The sequence below is a fragment of the Glaciimonas sp. GG7 genome (assembly GCF_052976905.1).
Genome location: NZ_JBRIIQ010000081.1, coordinates 1 through 17,167, shown reverse-complemented (window position 1 = coordinate 17,167; position 17,167 = coordinate 1). Strand labels below are relative to the sequence as shown.

Below are 17,167 nucleotides of genomic sequence, written 5' to 3'. Positions count from 1 at the left end.
ACGCTGGCCAGTAATCCGCGTATCGGCATGGTCTATCCGCAACTCAGAAAAATGGGTGAGGAGGCAGTGGTTGCGTTTCAGCAAAAAGCTAACGCTCTGCGCGAAGAGTTGGATAGTCTTTGATGGGGCGAATATCGGTCATCGGGCGCTATGGACACGCTATGGACATTGCAATATTTAAAAAATAGCCTATTTTTTAAATGAAATAAGTTAAAAAATAGATTTCAAAAAATACTCACAATTGGTCGTTTCCAGAAAGTATTTTCTGAAAGCGTTACCATTGAGCACTTAAACGGCGGAGGTTCGCTGTTTTACTAAAAAGGAAATCAAAAATGCTTAAAGCCGTTGGATATGCAGCGCAGACTGCGCAAACACCATTAGCGCCATTTACCTTTGAGCGTCGGGAACCGGGACCGCACGATGTCCAGATTGACATCTTATTTTGCGGTGTCTGTCACTCCGATTTGCACACCGCCCGTAATGAATGGCATAACACCGTATTCCCCACTGTACCGGGCCATGAAATTGTCGGTCGCATCACCAAAGTCGGTTCACATGTAAAGAATTTCAAAGTCGGCGAAATGGCCGGTGTCGGCTGTATGGTTGACTCCTGCCAGACTTGTCCAAGTTGTGCAGAAGGTCTTGAGCAATATTGTGAAAACGGTTTTGTCGGCACCTATAACGGTGAAGATAAACAAAGCGGCGGTGTCACTTTTGGCGGCTACGCTAACAATATCGTGGTCAGCGAAAACTTCGTCCTGCACATCTCTGACAAACTCGATCCAGCCGCTGCTGCTCCTTTGCTGTGCGCCGGTATTACGACCTTTTCACCATTGCGTCACTGGAAAGTGGGCAAGGGGCACAAAGTTGGCATCGTCGGACTAGGCGGTCTGGGTCATATGGGCGTCAAGATCGCGCATGCGATGGGCGCGCATGTGGTGTTATTTACGACCTCGCCGGGCAAGATTGATGATGCGAAACGTTTAGGCGCAGACGAAGTCGTTATCTCAAAAGATGCGGCGCAAATGGCCGCGCATGCCAACAGCTTTGACTTCATCCTCAACACCGTTGCCGCTCCGCATAATCTGGATAACTTCCTGAACTTGCTCAAGCGCGATGGTGCAATGACGTTGGTCGGTGCTCCGGCCGAATCGCATCCTTCTCCGAACGTATTTAATCTGATCATGAAGCGCCGTACTCTGGCCGGATCGCTTATCGGCGGGATTAAAGAAACGCAGGAAATGTTGGATTTCTGTGCCGAGCACGGGATTACGTCGGACATCGAGCTGATCGATATCCAAAATATCAATACAGCTTACGAAAGAATGCTCAAGAGTGATGTTAAATATCGTTTTGTGATTGATATGGCGTCGCTGGCGCAGGAAAAAGCGGCTGCCTGAATGTGATTTAGGTGTGATTACGCGGTGTAGCAAACCGTTGTATTCATAAAAAATGGTCATCTCGACTTTGGTTGAGATGACCATTTTTTTGTTCCCGTGCGTATTGTTTGCGCTGGGAAGAGCGAAATACTACATCAACTTGGATCAGTTATTTTCGAAGCGCTCTGAGCTTGCGTCGCCTATCTTTGCGAATATGGATGTGATAGCAAACGCCAGATCTTCTTGGGATTTAGCTAAGGAGGGGGGGACAACTTCTAGCCTCGCGTCAGCCTCAAGCTCTGGCGTATTGTCTGGGGCTTGGTCAGTTGGATCTTCCAAAGATGCTAAAACAGATAAATTTTCATCGTTGATCGGAGAAATAGGTTCTGATAGCCCTTTTGGTTCAGCATAAAACACATACTCATCGTTGCCAAGATCTACCGAACGCAAAGAGGGTTCTGTTTTTTTGTTGTTTTCGCCATGTACAGGATTGCTCATTTTTTTTATAAGTGAGGCGACCTCTGCTTTGCTTCGCGCTAAGTCGTCTGCTGCTTTGTTCATTAGTACATGGATACCTATTAAGTGGTCAATATACTCACTGACGGGGTTGTCGTTGCCTGCCGTGCTTGTCGCTTTCATTTCGTTTATGGATTTGCCGGTCATCGCCGGGTTGGCTTTAGCTGTTGAGTCGGCGATCACAGACCGGGGAGGGGAGAGCTTTAAAGTGTTGCTCCTTTGGTCGCTGAAATCTGGCTGTATTGGACGCTGATTGTCATTGGGGGATGAATACAGGCCATATTTAGAAAAATCAATAGGTATGCGAGATGTGATAGAAAAATGTTCCAACGGGGCTGATCTGGCGCCCTTAAAACCAGCAAGAAACCGAGGGTTCACTGCTGGTAATGTCGTGATGTCGGAGGCCACGGGAGCCGGGGTAGTTTCGCATTCCTGCACAAACGTTTTATAGAGAGTGTCTCTCGCAGATATGGTATGTGCCGGGCAGTTTTCTTCGACAATTGATGTGGAAATAGCGCGAGTGCCTATGTGCCGTACTTCATCTGTTGAGGTCTGTCCGGTCTGACTTCTTTCTTCCTGCATGACTTGGTCCTCGAAGTGAGTCTTGAGAGCTGCTGCGCTCTTATCAGCATCACAGATAATCTCCCTCGACACTGTCGATGATGGTGAGGGGGCTAGAGTAGTTACTTTCTCGGCGCGTTTAATACCAGAAAAATGCTTAAACAAATTATCAAGTTTGCCTTCACCATCCTGCGGTGGTAGTGGTGGACCAGAAGTTGTTGGTTCATGCCAGGATATATGGCTGGTAGAAAGACGGGCACGGATCCCTTGAGGGGTTTCTTGGGAGGCAGACGGAGCGGTAAAATTGACTTCCGGCTTTGTTGTTGTTTGTGATGTATTTGGAACTTGCATTGATGTTTCCTCAAAAGTGATAAGGGAGATGTGACGTGTCTGCTGACTCCTTAATTTTTTGTAACTCATTAAGAAGACGGCATACATAATATTTCTGTCTGAGGCTGAAAATAGCGATAGAAAAGTCTATTTTTAAACACAGAAAATGCCTAAAACGTTAGATGTTTTGACATGACTGATAGGAAATAGAAGGCTTCGCCAGACAAGAAAAATGGTCATCTCAGTATTTGCTGAAATGACCATTTTTTATGTGGTAAATGAACATTATTTTGCCGTAAGCAGCGCTACCGATAACGCTTACATCGACTCGGCAGGGCTTATCTGGTATCTGAGTTTGTTGATTGAGTTGGTTTGGCAGGAGTGAAGGTCGTCACTTCTATTGTGCTGGCGTGCTTTGTTGAGACTGCCTTGAGTGTTCCCCGTCCAGATTGGCAGAAAACTGAGAAAGTTACTCCAGTTCTGGTTGGCTGACCTATTTTATAGTGATTTTCAGGCTGCACTTTTACTGGAGAGGTGGGTACTATTTCACCGTCTTCGTTCTGCTTGACTGTATAGGCGGACTGGAGAGACTGAGAGGCATGAGATTCGCCCATCATAGTCGCACTCTGTACTGCGGGTGCGGGGCGTGCTTCGTTGCGTAATTCCTGTGTGGATGGATGAGCGCCAGAAAGACAGGGAGCAACCCGCGAAGATGGTCGGGGTAGTGATGGGGGGGGTGTGTTTTGTACATTGAAACTGGCTTGCGAAGAGGAAGTCGTACTTAAAGTTGGTTTCATATTTTCTACCTGGAAGTGATAAGGGTAATGAAGCTCATTGATGTCCTCATTGACGTTTGTATTTCTCTCGCCAAGAAGACAGCATCCATAATATTTCTGTCTGAGTTTAAAAATAGAGATAGAAAAATCTATTTTAATCACAGAAAACATCCCAAAAATCTGTCTATTTCAAAAAAAGCAAGTGATGCTAATTGAATTTAATTTGATGTAGCCCGGTACATTTTTTCATACTCAATCTGTCTTCCTTGTTGACGTCTGTTTTCGCTATCCTGATAGATCCAAGTCTGTACCTGGGGATGTCAGCAGGCCCATACACAATTGTTCCTAATTGGACAGAATGAAATTAAAAACGATACCAATGTATTAGTGCCTGCTGACATTCAACATTTGTAAAACACTATAAAGCCGTTTGGACTGAGTAGGCACAAAGTGCCGTATCGAAGAATCGCCACCGCATGCAACTACTTCGATACGCCCTGAAGGGCTACTCAGTACGAACGGTTTTTTATGAACTCAAACGTCAACACGCTCTAATAGAAATATCATTAATGATGATTCTCATTTGTATTTTTATTCTTAATTGATAAATTAGGTCGTCTTCCATCCTGAACCGGTCTTCAATCCCAGACTATGTCGATAAGCGCAAGAGTGTGTACGTCGCAGCGCGCTTTAATATTGCCGATTGTCTGAAATTGATCATGAGCGCGATAGTGACCAGCGCCAATAGAATTGGGCAAGACTATGGCGTCAACCACAGCACCTCGGCCAGCGCTACGACGCCTATGTTGGCACCGTGTTTGATTAGACTAAAAAGGTGTCTGCCTACAGCACTCTCTTTAATCCACAACGGAGACCGACGTAACCGGTGCTCGACTTGATCCGGTCAAATGAAAAAGTACCGAAGTGGGCATCAGAGCTGAGTGCTTTGATCGGACGCTCAATGCGTAGGCAGCGCTATTTAAAACCAGGCAAAGCAATGCGGCGGAGCAGGCCGGTTATAACGGTGCGCTGGCGTATTACAAAGACAGCATTGCAGAGTCGCAGGACGTTGAGTTGGAACTTTCTGGTGCGGTGACCAAGGATGTGCAAGCGACCGTGAGTTATATACATTTATCGATCAGCGGTAACGCTGGCAGTGCCGGCGATATTTTCATGCAAGCGCAATTTCCGTTGCATTCGGGACGGATTTTGGGACTCACCGGGCGTATTTTGATCTCCGTCATGGGGGCTGTCGTTGCATTACTGAGCGCGACCGGCTTACTGATCTGGCTCAGAAAGCGGCGCGCCCGTATGCAACAAAAAGTGAAGCTGAAGATGGCAAGAGTGACATCTTAATGCGCTGGTAATGGGATGAATTCGGTTTCGCCGGGGACGTTGGGGAACACATCCTGTTGTTGATTGGCCCATGCTGTTTTAGCGGCTTCGAGACGCTCTTTGGTACTGGCGACGAAGTTCCACCAAAGAAAACGTGGACCATCGAGCGGTTCGCCGCCGAGCAGCATCAGGGCGGTGTCGTTTGTTGCGACCAATGTAACCTTGGCGTCGGGCGCCAACACAATGAGCGTGCCTTGCTCAATTGTTTCGCCATCGACCGATAGTGCGCCGCTGATGACATAGATCGCACGTTCTGCATAGTCTGTACCGAGTGGCAAGTGTGCCCCCGCGCGCAGGTTGGCGGCGACATACAGCGTAGCGCTATGAGTTTTGACGGGCGAGGTCTGACCAAATGCTTGCCCGACCAATACCCGTATTTCAGCGCCTTCAAAACGCACAGTAGGGATGTCCGCCGCCGGATAATGCCAAAATCCGGGGGCGGTTTCTTCCTCCTTTTTCGGTAGCGCCACCCACATTTGCAAGCCTTGCACCGTCACGCCTTGCTGGCGAATATCTTCGGGGACGCGTTCCGAATGCACAATGCCGCGTCCCGATGTCATCCAGTTAATATCTCCGGGCACAATTCGCTGTACGCTGCCCAGACTATCGCGATGCACCATCGCACCGGAAAACAAATAAGTCACAGTGGCCAGTCCGATATGCGGATGCGGCCGTACGTCGCCAGAGGTACCTTCAGTGGCAAAAGTCACCGGCCCCATGTGATCGAAAAATACAAACGGGCCGACCGTGCGCACCTGCGCCGCAGGCAGCAACCGTCTTATGGGAAAGCCAATATCGCGGATTTGTGGGTGAATGATCTGTTCGATGCTGCTCATACAATGCTCCTTTTATGCTGTTGATCGAACCATTCTAGTGCTGTATCAGTAAAAATGGCGTAGCAAGCTAACATTGCGTTTTTTAAAAAAACAATGCATCGCAGGACATTTTTGCGTAACGTTCGGCATTGGTTGATTTTCCCCATCGTCGTCATGAAAACGAAAGAAGGAGTTTGGAATGAGTGGACCGCTAAAAGGAATACGCGTCATAGAAATAGGCACCCTGATTGCCGCCCCGTTTGCTGCGCGGATGATGGCTGAGTTCGGTGCCGAAGTGATCAAAATTGAAGCCCCGGGGAATGGTGATCCGATCCGTAAGTGGCGCAAATTGCACGAAGGAACATCGCTGTGGTGGTATTTGCAATCGCGTAATAAAAAATCCATTTCAATCAACTTGAAGTCGCCCGAGGGCATAGAGATCATCAAGCAACTCGCTGGCAACGCGGACGTGTTGATCGAAAATTTAAAACCGGGCGCGATGGAAAAGTTGGGCCTCGGTTGGGACGTCTTGCACGCGCTCAATCCACAATTGACGATGGTGCGCATCTCGGGCTACGGCCAGACCGGGCCGTATAAAGACAGGCCCGGATTTGGCGCGATCGGCGAGGCTATGGGCGGGATTCGGTATACGACCGGCCATCCTGAGAGCGCACCGGCCCGCATGGGCGTCAGTTTGGGCGATTCGCTGGCATCCTTGCATGCGGTGATGGGCGCGTTGATGTCAGTGTTGCGGGTAAAAACCGGGCAGGGCGTGGGGCAAATTGTGGACGTGTCGCTGGTTGAAAGCGTCTTTAATGTCATGGAAAGTCTGATACCAGAATACGATTTGCTCGGTCATGTGCGTGAGCGTAGCGGCGGGGCTTTGCCTGGCATTGCGCCCTCTAATACATACCCCACCCGTGACGGCGCTTACGTCGTTGTTGCCGGTAATAGCGACCCGATCTTCAAGCGTCTGATGCACGCGATTGGTCGTGCCGATTTGGCTGAAGATCCACATTTTGCGCATAACGACGGGCGCGTGGCGCAGGTTGTGTTGATCGATGCGGCGATTGCCGGTTGGACTTCGGCGCATCCGATTGAAAGCGTATTGGCTACTCTGGAGCAAGCTGGGGTACCGGCCGGGCGTATCTATTCCGTCGCCGATATCGTGGCCGACCCGCATTATCAGGCGCGCGACATGCTGTTGTCGGCAGAGTTGCCGGGCGGGGTGACGGTAAAAATGCCGGGGATCGTGCCCAAGTTGTCGGATACGCCCGGGCAGGTGAATTGGCAAGGACCAGCGCTGGGCGCGCATACATCTGAAGTGCTGGCCGCATTGGGACTTGGGGAGGGTGAGATTGCGCGCTTAAGAGATACGGGGGTTATTCAATGATCACGTACTTACTATAAATAGATATGTGAAGACTAAATAAACGTACCACTAATATATGCGTTTCTAAGATAATAGTTTCTTCAAGTTACTATTGTTAACTATTGACCGGCTAAAGAGGCTTTCAGACATTGTCGAGAGCTTCGTAGGGTGGTTTTTATATTCAAAAGATTTATGACCACTCTCATCGACAAACCAGCATCCGACGATAAATTAAAGACTAAGCGCATCCCGATTACCTCATTGGCGGTGATTTTCGTGGTTTTGGTTTGTCTCTCGCTGGTGTTTATGGAAGGATGGCAAAGCTGGACGGCCCGTAAAACGCAGTTGCACGAAATGGCAATTGCGACTTCCAATATGGCGCGCTCGATTGCTCAGCATGCTGACGATACGATCAAAGAAGGCGATACCGTCTTAATTAGTCTGGTTGAGCGTGTACAAATCGACGGGACCAGTCCTGCTGCTTTGAATCGGATACATGATTTACTCGTACATCAGGTTGCAGAATTGCCTCAGCTTAATGGCTTGTTCGTCTATGACGAAAGTGGGCGCTGGCTGGTTAATTCGGAGCCTTCGATGCAGCCAGGTGCGAATAATGCGGATCGGGATTATTTTATTTATCATCGGACCCATCGTGATCTGACGCCGTATATCGGCGCGCCGATACGCAGTCGCTCCAATGGGGCCTGGATTATTACCCTGTCACGCAGAATTAACCACGCCGATGGCAGCTTCGCCGGTGTGGTACTGGCAACGATCAAGGTGGCTTACTTTAATAACTTCTATCAAACCATTAATATTGGCCGTAAAGGTGTCATCAATCTTGGTTTGGATACGGGTATCTTGCTCACCCGTAGCCCGCTATTGCCCGACTCGATCGGTAAAAGTTTCGTCAATACCGAACTGTTTCGAGACAATGTCTCTAAGATGGCGACCGGAACGGTGTTCATAAAATCATCGCTCGATGGCGTTAACCGTATGGTCAATTTTCGCCGTCTCGATAAATATCCCCTTTTTGTTGCCGCCGCATTATCTGAAGAAGAAATTCTTGCGGACTGGCGCGCCGACACTTATCTGCATTCGGCAGGGGTGGGAATACTTCTCTTGGTTCTTGGTTGTATGGGGTTTCATTTAATTGGTCAAATTAAGCGACGCGTCGATGCCGAGGCGGAAATCGTTCGTACCCGCGATGCATTAGAGGCGCTTAATCAGACGCTCGAGCGGTTATCGCTGCAAGATGGTCTCACCGGATTGGCCAATCGTCGACATTTTGATCTGGTGCTGGAGAAGGAGTTTAGCCGAGCAATGCGTAACGCCAGCTCTCTGGCCTTAGTGATGATCGATGTGGATTGCTTTAAACAATATAACGATATCTATGGTCATACCGCTGGCGATGAATGCTTGCGAAAAATCAGTCAGGTTGTGAAAACCGGTCAACATCGTCCGGGTGACATCGCTGCACGCTACGGGGGAGAGGAGCTGGGTGTCATACTCCCCGGGACCGATGTCAAGGGCGCTATGATCATCGCCGAAAGCATCCGTCTGGCGATCAATAATCTGAAAATTGAGCATACCGGTAGCCCCGTTGGCATAGTGACCATCAGTGCCGGTGTCGATGCCTTGGTTCCGGTCAGATACGGCAATATTCCACTGGAGTTAGTACAAGCTGCGGATAAAGCGTTGTATGCCGCCAAATCCGATGGTCGTAATCGTGTTTGTGTAGGTGATACTAACGATCAGCCGCCGACTGTTGTATTGATTGAGTAACTCTGGATACAAAAAAATAGCGCTCTCAAAAGAGAGCGCTATTTTAAAAATGATTGCCATAAGGCAGCCATACATTTTACTTAATCCGCATCCAGACCCAAACTGAAGATGGCATCGTAGCCATTTTTCTCGCGATCGCTTTCTTGCAGATCGTCGACTAATCCCATGTCGTCGAGTTCTTCAAAGGCGTTCTGGTACTGGTGATCAGTGGAAGCGCCGATGACGCGATAGATTTCCTGTTTCGCGTTACGCACGCCTATGAGTTTGAATTCTTGTCTGACAATGTTCAGGTCCACGACCGAGACCAGTAAATTGGTCATGATAGTTTTGTCGAACACGGGGATGTCATAGCCTTCGACTAGTGCTGTTTTCAATCTATTCCTCTTGTGTATTTGATGGTTGCTGACGGAATTCATGACGGCTGTGCGCTGTATGCCGCCGGTCATTGATTTTACCTTTACCGGCTCGGTTATGGGGTGGCTAAAGTAAGTTTAAGTCAGTGCAGAGGTGACTTTGAGGACCTCATCGACCGTCGTCACCCCTTCAATAATCTTCAAGGCGCCAGCTACCCGTAGCGGTTTCATGCCGTCAGTCATGCTTTGTTGTTTGAGCGCATGTATATCGGTTTCGGCCTGAATCATTTTGGAAAATGGCGCTGTCACCGTCAACAACTCATACAACCCGGTGCGGCCACGATAGCCGGTTTGACGGCACTCAGGGCAGCCGACGGGTTGGCAGACCGTCTTGGGCTTGGGGATGTTTTCGTTTTTGACAAGATTTTGCCAGGTCTCATCGGAAATTTCGCCATTGTTATTTTTGCAATACGTGCATAAAGTCCGCACCAGACGCTGCGCCATGATTCCGATTAGTGTGCTCTCCAGCAGATAGTAGGGTACGCCCAGCTCAAGCAACCGCATCACGGCCGACGGTGCGTCGTTGGTGTGCAGGGTGGAGAGCACCAAATGACCGGTGAGGGCGGCCTGAATCGCCATCTCTGCGGTTGCCAGATCGCGGATTTCTCCGACCATGATGATGTCAGGGTCTTGCCGCATCAAGGCACGTACGCCGTCGGCGAAGGTCAGGTCGATGCCGGTATTGATTTGCATCTGGTTGAAGGCCGGCTCCACCATTTCGATGGGATCTTCAACGGTACAGACGTTGACTTCAGAGGTCGCCAGCGCTTTTAAAGTAGTGTAAAGGGTCGTTGTTTTACCTGAGCCAGTGGGGCCGGTAACCAGAATAATCCCATGCGTTCGCTTGGTCAGCGCATCCCAGCGCACTGCATCGTCTATGGGTAAGCCTAATTCGGGCAATGTCTTGACCACGACGTCGGGATCGAAAATCCGCATTACCAGTTTTTCGCCAAAAGCAGTGGGCAGCGTGGAGAGGCGTAATTCGATCTCTTGCCCGCCAGCGGTAAGGGTCTTGATGCGCCCATCTTGCGGGCGGCGTTTTTCAATCACATCCATGCGGCCCAGCAATTTGATCCGTGCGGTCATGGCAATCATGACCACGGCGGGGACTTGATAGACCTGATGCAGCACGCCATCGATCCGAAAACGGATGGCTGAAAAATCCCGCTTGGGTTCCATGTGGATATCGGAGGCCCGTTGTTCAAATGCGTATTGCCATAGCCAATCGACGATATTGACGATGTGTCGGTCATTGGCGTCTACCTGCTTATTGGCTTTGCCTAGCTCGACCAATTGCTCAAAATTGTTGCGCAGGGCCAAGTCCTGACCGCTGGCATTGTTGGCGCTTTTGATCGACTTTGCCAGGGCAAAAAATTGTGAAATGTATTGGGCGATATCGATCGGGTTGGCAATTACCAGCTTGACGTTGCGGCGCGTGATCTTGGCGATCTCTTCAACCCATTCGGTGCGGAATGGTTCTGCAGTGGCAATGATCAGATCGGTTGCGGTCAGTTCGACGGGCAAAATGTTGAAACGCGTAGCGTAAGTTGCCGACATGACGTCGGCGACTTTTGTGAAGTCAATTTTGAGCGGATCAATCCGATAGAACGGCAACTCCACTTTGCGTGCCAGCCATTCAGTCAGCCACTCCAATGTCATGGTGCGCTGTGGAGTTTGGATGCTCTGGCGCTTGCATAGTGCCACCGCGCTTAATGGATGAATCGCAACGCTGGCGTTGCGAAAGATACCCAGCGCTTGCGTATAAAAGAGGTTGACCTCTTCTTTTGTGGTCGTGCCATCGGCCAGCATCCAGGTGAAAATTTGCTGAAGATCGAGAATTTTCGGCGGCTCTTTATTCATAGGATGGTCAGTAGATATTTGAGATCCAACATACCCGTTCGTACTGAGTAGCCCTTTTAGGGTGTATCGAAGTATATGCATGCTTCGGCAATTCTTCGATACGGCACTGCGTGCCTGCTCAGTCCGAACGGCTGAGTGTTATTTCACGAACTCTCGTCAACATTCAGTGTGCGGTATGCCACACTTTGATCCCATTGACCCACGACTTTGCGGGCAATTTAGTCTCGGCAGTGATTTCGGCGGCACGTTCGTAAAGGGTGGTGAAATCAGGCTTCCATGCGTTCTTGAAAGCGATGGCGATGACGTTGCCGTCATGCACTTCCGGCAAACACCAGACGTCGTCGAAAGCAAACTTCATCGCTTTGAGATTTTTGGCATAGCTTGGATGATCGCCAAACAGATTGACCGTCATGATGCCGTCGTCGGTCAGGCAAGCGGCGCAGGCTTGATAAAACTCGGGCGTATCGAGTACCGGGCCTTTGGCCGTGGCGTCGTACAGATCGACTTGTAGCGCATCGATGGTGTCGCGATTGGCTTCATCCATGACAAAGTCCATTGCGTCCATTTCGATGACGGACAAGCGCTCATCATCGGGCGGTAGCTTGAACATGGAGGCGCAGATCATCAGTACAGACGGATTGAGCTCGATGGCGGTGACGCGCGCTGCCGGAAACTGGCGATAACTGAATTTGGTCAGCGCCGCGGTGCCCAGACCAAGCTGCACGATGTGTTGCGGCTGATCGTTAAACAACATCCAGGCCATCATTTGCTGAGCGTATTCCAACTCCAGCCAGTCGGGCTTGCGCAACCGCATAGCGCCTTGTACCCATTCGGTACCGAAATGCAGAAAACGCACGCCGTCTTGTTCCGACAAGGTGACCGGGGCGAATTTAGGTTTGCGTGGGGCTTTGGGTGCGGCTTTGGATTCTTTTGGATTGGTTTTTTCGAGGCGTTTACCGGGACCGGCTTTGAGATTGGCTTCGGCTTCGATGGATTTGCGTTTGATCAGCATTGTCAGAATAGGTAAGCGTGTTGAGTAGAGGTAACTGGTGAAGACCCGAAAGAGTCAATTGATCCAATGATACCGCGCTACAGCGCCAGTTTTGGGGCAAATTATCTGATGTTCTGAGAGGAGGGGGTAAAGCGAGGGGGTTGACGCGGCAACATCATAGTGATGCCGGATAAGGCGGAACTGTCTATACGTGAATAAGCGACTGAGCGGTCTATGTTTTACGGGTGTCAGGGTCATGGTTGATTGATCCCCTGTATCCGCAATCTCTATCCGCGCTCAGTCGCTTTTGCTACCTTTTTACCTCAGTGCATGATCTGGCCCATAGCCGTTTAACTTTCGATTCAAACTTCGTCGGGCCAAATCAATAGTGAAGCGATTACTGTTTCAACTCAATCTTGAATTTTGCTTCAACACATTTCTGGTATTCGCCTGGAATCAACGCGTTGAAAGGCGTTTGATGCTTTACCAGTTTGCAGGCATACGTTTTGCCATCCTTATTGTCTGGTGACCACGTAGAGTCTTCATCCCAGCTTAACAGTATCGCACCAGCACCACCTTCAGCAAAAGCTTGCATTTTGGTGCATCCGAGTTTTTCATTTTCAGGGATATCGACATTCAGTGCATGGGAAAATCCCTTGAAGTAATTAAGACGATTTTCTGATTGAGCAACTTCTACTGTTCCACCGCATTCATGACCACCATTGATAATCATGGTTGTCACGCCAAAGCCCGGTATCACACCTGTCTTTTTATCGTACTCGTTAGGCTGCCATGTTCCGTCGATCACGTGCAACATGGACGGTTTTGGTGGCTGCGGTGTGACAAAGAAAAACATCGCTGATGCAAGATTCAACCAGGTATCGGCAACCAACTCAGGATTCTGGAGCAAGACGTTGGTGTCTCCGAATATCACTTGTGAAAATGGACCGTAGTTGTAGTTGTACGAAAGCTGTTTAGCGCCACGTCCATAGTACTTCTTGAAAGTGCCATCTGGCATCGTGCCGCAAGGCCATGTCTGTCCTTGCCATGTGGTTGGGTCGCACGTATTGTTATAGCCACAATCCATTGGATCGTCTGATTCACAACCCGCTTCCCTTACATAGTACAACCCTTGACGCCATTCCGGGACCGCCCAGCTGGGGGCATGCCCGCCGGTTTCCTGAGAAAAATGGGCAAAAATTGTTGCCATCGAGCGTGCGCAAACTTCGTCCGCTTTATTCGGATTGCTTGGGTCGTCATAGTTGCCGCATACCGCAGGGAACTTTGCGACCGCCTGCAGCATATTCTGGTAGGTGTAAGACGCATGACGATGTGGGAAGAGATATTCCCATGTTTCATTCGAAATAAGATGCTCGAAACGACGCACATTCTCCGGATTTTCGGCACGACCTGGTTTGACTAAAAATACTTCTGCATTATCGAGGGTGCGTACGGATTCTTGTACCTTTTTGAATAAATCAAAATTCTTTAGTTTTGCTTCAGTAGCAAGCGCATCTTTCAAATTCGGCACGTAACCGTCTTCGTCGATGACGACATTAGAATCAGGAGGAATAACGGCACCTTCGTATGGGATCCATGCAGTATCGGCTTTGCCTGGCTCCTCTCCTTGTGTCCACCATTTATTGGTGTAGTTGTTACCATTCCAGCTAACAACGGTTACTGGTGTAGTCACTGTGAAAATTCTATTTGCGGTCCATGTTTTAGCCTGGATTGCGTTTGGATCGATTACTTCAGTAACCGGAACTTCAACGTCAACGACTGGCTCTTCGATCTCAGCAGTCGGCTCTTCAACGACAACGACTGGTTCTTCGATCTCAGCAGTCGGCTCTTCAACGTCAACGACTGGCTCTTCGATCTCAGCAGTCGGCTCTTCAACGACAACGACTGGTTCTTCGATCTCAGCAGTCGGCTCTTCAACGTCAACGACTGGCTCTTCGATCTCAGCAGTCGGCTCTTCAACGTCAACGACTGGCTCTTCGATCTCAGCAGTCGGCTCTTCAACGACAACGACTGGTTCTTCGATCTCAGCAGTCGGCTCTTCAACGTCAACGACTGGCTCGTCGATCTCAGCAGTCGGCTCTTCAACGACAACGACTGGCTCTTCGATCTCAGTAGTCGGCTCTTCGACTACCACAACCGGCTCTGCATCTTGAAGTTTCCACGGACCCCATTGATCACCGGTACCGGGTTCATTTCCCTTTGTCCAATAGGCGTTTTTATATGTTTTACCTTCCCAGGTAACCGTTGTTTCATCGGCGTAAATTTGTCCTTTGGACCACTCGCCAGACTGGACTGCGTTTGGATCGGTTACAACAAGCAGGTCTTTCTCTTGAAGTTTCCACGCTCCCCATTCGCCGTCTGTACCGGGTTCATTTCCCTTTGTCCAGTGCGCGTTTTTATACTCTTTGCCTTTCCAGGTAACCGTTGTCTCATCGGCGTAAATCCGATCTTTGGACCATGCTTCTGACTGGACTGTGTTTGCAACGATGATGGCATCTTTAACGATTGCTGATGTTGGTTGCGCGTGCGCATATTGCACACCCAGCGCCATTAAAATAGCCAGCGCGATATTGGTTTTTTTCATTACTTTGTTTCCTAAAGCAGGCTCTGCGGCGGTACAAACAACCCGTACATCAGACCTTTTACGATGATGCAGCTGGATAGCGCTGCCCTAGTGTTGAGTGAGAAATTCACTTTTTTTGCAGAGAAAAAATCGCTTTCACTACGCGTTGAATAAACTTGTTTCTATTCGTTTTCACAGATTGAAATTATCGATTTTTCGCTATCAAAATAAAATAAGACAAGCACTCTGGAGGAGTAAGAATCATCTTGTTTATTTAGAATGTACGATCCAATTTTCAACAGCGCACTGATGCGGCAGAGATAAATTGTTAGCTACAAGTGGAGGATGTAAGGGACTGCCTGAAGATCAGGCGATGAAGTCAGTGCTGGAGGTGGGCGCTTAGCCCATAGACAACGATGAAAATCGTCGGCGATCTTGAATTTATAGTTGCTCAGACTTTGCTGTGCAACTAATGTTTCGACATAAGATAAGCGACCGAGCGGTCTATGTTTTGCGGGTTTTAGGTGAACGGTTTATTTGGTCCCAAACATCCGCAATCTCTATCCGCGCTCAGTCGCTTTTGTTACTTTATTTCTTCAGTACATGATCCGGCCAATTGAAGTTGTTAACCTTCGAGTAAAACTTCGCAGGGCCGGAGCTATGGTGTGGCTATTAGTCCTTCAACTTGACGTTGAATTTTGCCTCGACACACTTCTCGTAATCGCCTGGAAGCAACGCGTTGTAAGGCGTTTGGTAATTTACCAGTTTGCAGGCATACGATTTTTCGGCCTTGTTTTCCGGGGTGTATTCGTAGTTCTCTTCCCAGCTTAAGTTCAACGCACCAGCGCCGCCGCCAGCAAACTCTTGCATGCCTGAGCATCCGAGTTTTTCGTTTTCAGGGACATCGACATTCAGTGAATGTGCAAATTCCTTGAAGTACTTAATACGATTAGCTGATGCAGCATGGTCAGTTGCACCACCACACTCAACACCACCATTAATAATCATGGTGGTTACGCCAAAGCCCGGTACCAGACCTGAGTTTTTATCGTATTCGTTAGGCTGCCATGTACCGTCGATGACATGCAACATAGACGGTTTTGGTGGCTGCGGTGTGACAAAGAAAAACACAGCCGATGCCAGATTCAACCAGGTATCAGCAACCCACTCAGGATTGTCGAGCAAGACTTTAGTGTCGCCGAACATTGCTTGAGAGAACGGACCGTAGTTGTAGTTGTACGAGAGCTGTTTAGCGCCACGTCCAAAGTACTTCTTGAATGAACCGTCGGCATTTTTGCCACATTGCCATGTCTGTCCTTGCCATGTGTTCGGATTACATTCGCCGTTGTAAGCACAAGCAGTCGGGCTAGCCATTGCTTCGGCGGTAGTACAACCCATTTCTGTCACATGTGCCAAACCTTGACGCCATTCAAGGACTTCTTGATTGTTGACGTCATGTTCGCCAGTTTCCTGAGCAAAATGGGCAAAGATCGTTGCCATCGAACGTGCGCAAACTTCTGCGGCTTTGTTCGGATTGGTTGGATCGTCGTAGTTACCGCAGACCGCCGGGAATTTTGCTACTGCTTTGAGCATATTCTCGTAGGTGTAAGCAGGTTGGCGCTGTGGAAAGAGGTAATCCCATTTTTCACTAGAAACAAGATGTTCGAAACGACGGACATTTTCTGGATTGTCAGGGCGACCTGCTTTGACCTTATCGACTTCCACATTATCCAATGTGCGCACAGAGTCTTTTACCTTGACGAATAAATCCGTACTGGTAATTTTGGCTTCTGTAGCGAGGGCTTCGCTCAAGCTAGGCATATGACGGTCGTCATCGTCTTCTGCATCAGCAGCTTCGCCATGCATTTTCCATGCACTTTGCCATGCCCCACCGACACCCGGTGTATATACGGGAGCACCCGAACTACACCAAGGCGCCTGTTTGCATTCGAAGTCTCTGCCGGCATTATTGACAACGTCACCAGTTTTATATTTGGTTCCGGCGACATACAGCGGGAACTCACTTGGCTCTGTGCTGATTGGCTTGATGACTACTGGCTTTTCAATGACTGGGACAGGTGCGATAACTGCACCGGCGAATAGCGTCCATACGCCACCAGTACCGGGCTCATCTCCTTGCGTCCACCAACCATTTTGATAATTTTTACCTTTCCAGGTAACTGTCATTCCTGGTGTAGGGAAAACTTTTGTTGCTGACCATGCCACAGACTGGATGGCATTTGGATCAACTTCAACGACTGGCTTTTCAACAACCGGTACTTCAACGACTGGCTTTTCAACAACCGGTACTACAACGACTGGCTTTTCAACAACCGGTACTACAACGACTGGCTTTTCAACAACCGGTACTACAACGACTGGCTTTTCAA

At 49.1% G+C, this 17,167-nt stretch carries 12 protein-coding genes; 4 read left to right on the top strand and 8 right to left on the bottom strand.

Translation table 11 applies throughout. From position 1 onward, the window contains the following. The first annotated feature begins 332 nt into the window (after positions 1-332). Complete coding sequence (locus ACVBEF_RS16235) at positions 333-1,400, top strand: NAD(P)-dependent alcohol dehydrogenase (protein ID WP_447124971.1); 1,068 nt, start codon at positions 333-335, stop codon at positions 1,398-1,400. 144 nt (positions 1,401-1,544) lie between these two features. On the opposite strand, the gene ACVBEF_RS16230 is transcribed toward ACVBEF_RS16235, so the two are convergent. Together ACVBEF_RS16230 and ACVBEF_RS16225 are read right to left on the bottom strand one after the other, a co-directional pair. Next, positions 1,545-2,807 (bottom strand): hypothetical protein, encoded by a 1,263-nt coding sequence (locus tag ACVBEF_RS16230; protein WP_447124970.1) that lies wholly within the window; start codon positions 2,805-2,807, stop codon positions 1,545-1,547. A gap of 317 nt (positions 2,808-3,124) precedes the next feature. Further along, entirely contained in the window at positions 3,125-3,724 is a 600-nt protein-coding gene (locus ACVBEF_RS16225; RefSeq protein ID WP_447124969.1) for a hypothetical protein, read from the bottom strand. Positions 3,725-4,636: 912 nt separating this feature from the next. On the opposite strand from ACVBEF_RS16225, the gene ACVBEF_RS16220 reads away from it, so the two are divergent. Beyond that, positions 4,637-4,918, top strand: a complete 282-nt coding sequence (locus ACVBEF_RS16220; RefSeq protein WP_447124968.1) for a PepSY domain-containing protein — start codon at positions 4,637-4,639, stop codon at positions 4,916-4,918. Here ACVBEF_RS16220 and ACVBEF_RS16215 read toward each other — a convergent pair. Next, positions 4,915-5,793 carry a pirin family protein gene (locus ACVBEF_RS16215; protein ID WP_447124967.1) on the bottom strand — a complete coding sequence of 293 codons (879 nt, stop codon included), beginning with the start codon at positions 5,791-5,793 and terminating at the stop codon, positions 4,915-4,917. The genes ACVBEF_RS16220 and ACVBEF_RS16215 overlap by 4 nt on opposite strands. 178 nt (positions 5,794-5,971) lie before the next feature. Here ACVBEF_RS16215 and ACVBEF_RS16210 point away from each other — a divergent pair, with 178 nt between their 5' ends. Beyond that, the gene (locus tag ACVBEF_RS16210) at positions 5,972-7,165 is read left to right on the top strand and encodes a CaiB/BaiF CoA transferase family protein (RefSeq protein ID WP_447124966.1); all 1,194 of its coding nucleotides are present in this window, start codon (positions 5,972-5,974) and stop codon (positions 7,163-7,165) included. Positions 7,166-7,336: 171 nt separating this feature from the next. After that, positions 7,337-8,929 carry a sensor domain-containing diguanylate cyclase gene (locus ACVBEF_RS16205; protein WP_447124965.1) on the top strand — a complete coding sequence of 531 codons (1,593 nt, stop codon included), beginning with the start codon at positions 7,337-7,339 and terminating at the stop codon, positions 8,927-8,929. A gap of 80 nt (positions 8,930-9,009) precedes the next feature. Here ACVBEF_RS16205 and ACVBEF_RS16200 read toward each other — a convergent pair whose 3' ends face one another. The 5 genes from ACVBEF_RS16200 to ACVBEF_RS16180 all read right to left on the bottom strand — a co-directional run. Beyond that, the gene (locus tag ACVBEF_RS16200; protein WP_447124964.1) at positions 9,010-9,303 is read right to left on the bottom strand and encodes a hypothetical protein; all 294 of its coding nucleotides are present in this window, start codon (positions 9,301-9,303) and stop codon (positions 9,010-9,012) included. Positions 9,304-9,420: 117 nt separating this feature from the next. Beyond that, positions 9,421-11,202, bottom strand: coding sequence for a GspE/PulE family protein (locus ACVBEF_RS16195; RefSeq protein WP_447124963.1), 1,782 nt, complete (start codon positions 11,200-11,202; stop codon positions 9,421-9,423). Between the two features lie 163 nt (positions 11,203-11,365). Further along, positions 11,366-12,214, bottom strand: a complete 849-nt coding sequence (locus tag ACVBEF_RS16190; RefSeq protein ID WP_447124962.1) for a spermine/spermidine synthase domain-containing protein — start codon at positions 12,212-12,214, stop codon at positions 11,366-11,368. A 376-nt stretch (positions 12,215-12,590) separates the two neighbouring features. After that, positions 12,591-14,798 carry a glycoside hydrolase family 19 protein gene (locus tag ACVBEF_RS16185; RefSeq protein ID WP_447124961.1) on the bottom strand — a complete coding sequence of 736 codons (2,208 nt, stop codon included), beginning with the start codon at positions 14,796-14,798 and terminating at the stop codon, positions 12,591-12,593. Between the two features lie 651 nt (positions 14,799-15,449). Beyond that, positions 15,450-17,167, bottom strand: a 1,718-nt coding sequence (locus ACVBEF_RS16180) for a glycoside hydrolase family 19 protein (RefSeq protein ID WP_447124960.1), incomplete at its 5' end; no start/stop codon positions are given.

What these genes read in the sequence shown, in the direction of transcription:
- ACVBEF_RS16195 (WP_447124963.1), bottom strand. Translation starts at nt 11,202, where the DNA reads ATGAATAAAGAGCCGCCGAAAATTCTCGATCTTCAGCAAATTTTCACC.
- ACVBEF_RS16185 (WP_447124961.1), bottom strand. Translation starts at nt 14,798, where the DNA reads ATGAAAAAAACCAATATCGCGCTGGCTATTTTAATGGCGCTGGGTGTG.
- ACVBEF_RS16215 (WP_447124967.1), bottom strand. Translation starts at nt 5,793, where the DNA reads ATGAGCAGCATCGAACAGATCATTCACCCACAAATCCGCGATATTGGC.
- ACVBEF_RS16190 (WP_447124962.1), bottom strand. Translation starts at nt 12,214, where the DNA reads ATGCTGATCAAACGCAAATCCATCGAAGCCGAAGCCAATCTCAAAGCC.
- ACVBEF_RS16205 (WP_447124965.1), top strand. Translation starts at nt 7,337, where the DNA reads ATGACCACTCTCATCGACAAACCAGCATCCGACGATAAATTAAAGACT.
- ACVBEF_RS16210 (WP_447124966.1), top strand. Translation starts at nt 5,972, where the DNA reads ATGAGTGGACCGCTAAAAGGAATACGCGTCATAGAAATAGGCACCCTG.
- ACVBEF_RS16230 (WP_447124970.1), bottom strand. Translation starts at nt 2,807, where the DNA reads ATGCAAGTTCCAAATACATCACAAACAACAACAAAGCCGGAAGTCAAT.
- ACVBEF_RS16235 (WP_447124971.1), top strand. Translation starts at nt 333, where the DNA reads ATGCTTAAAGCCGTTGGATATGCAGCGCAGACTGCGCAAACACCATTA.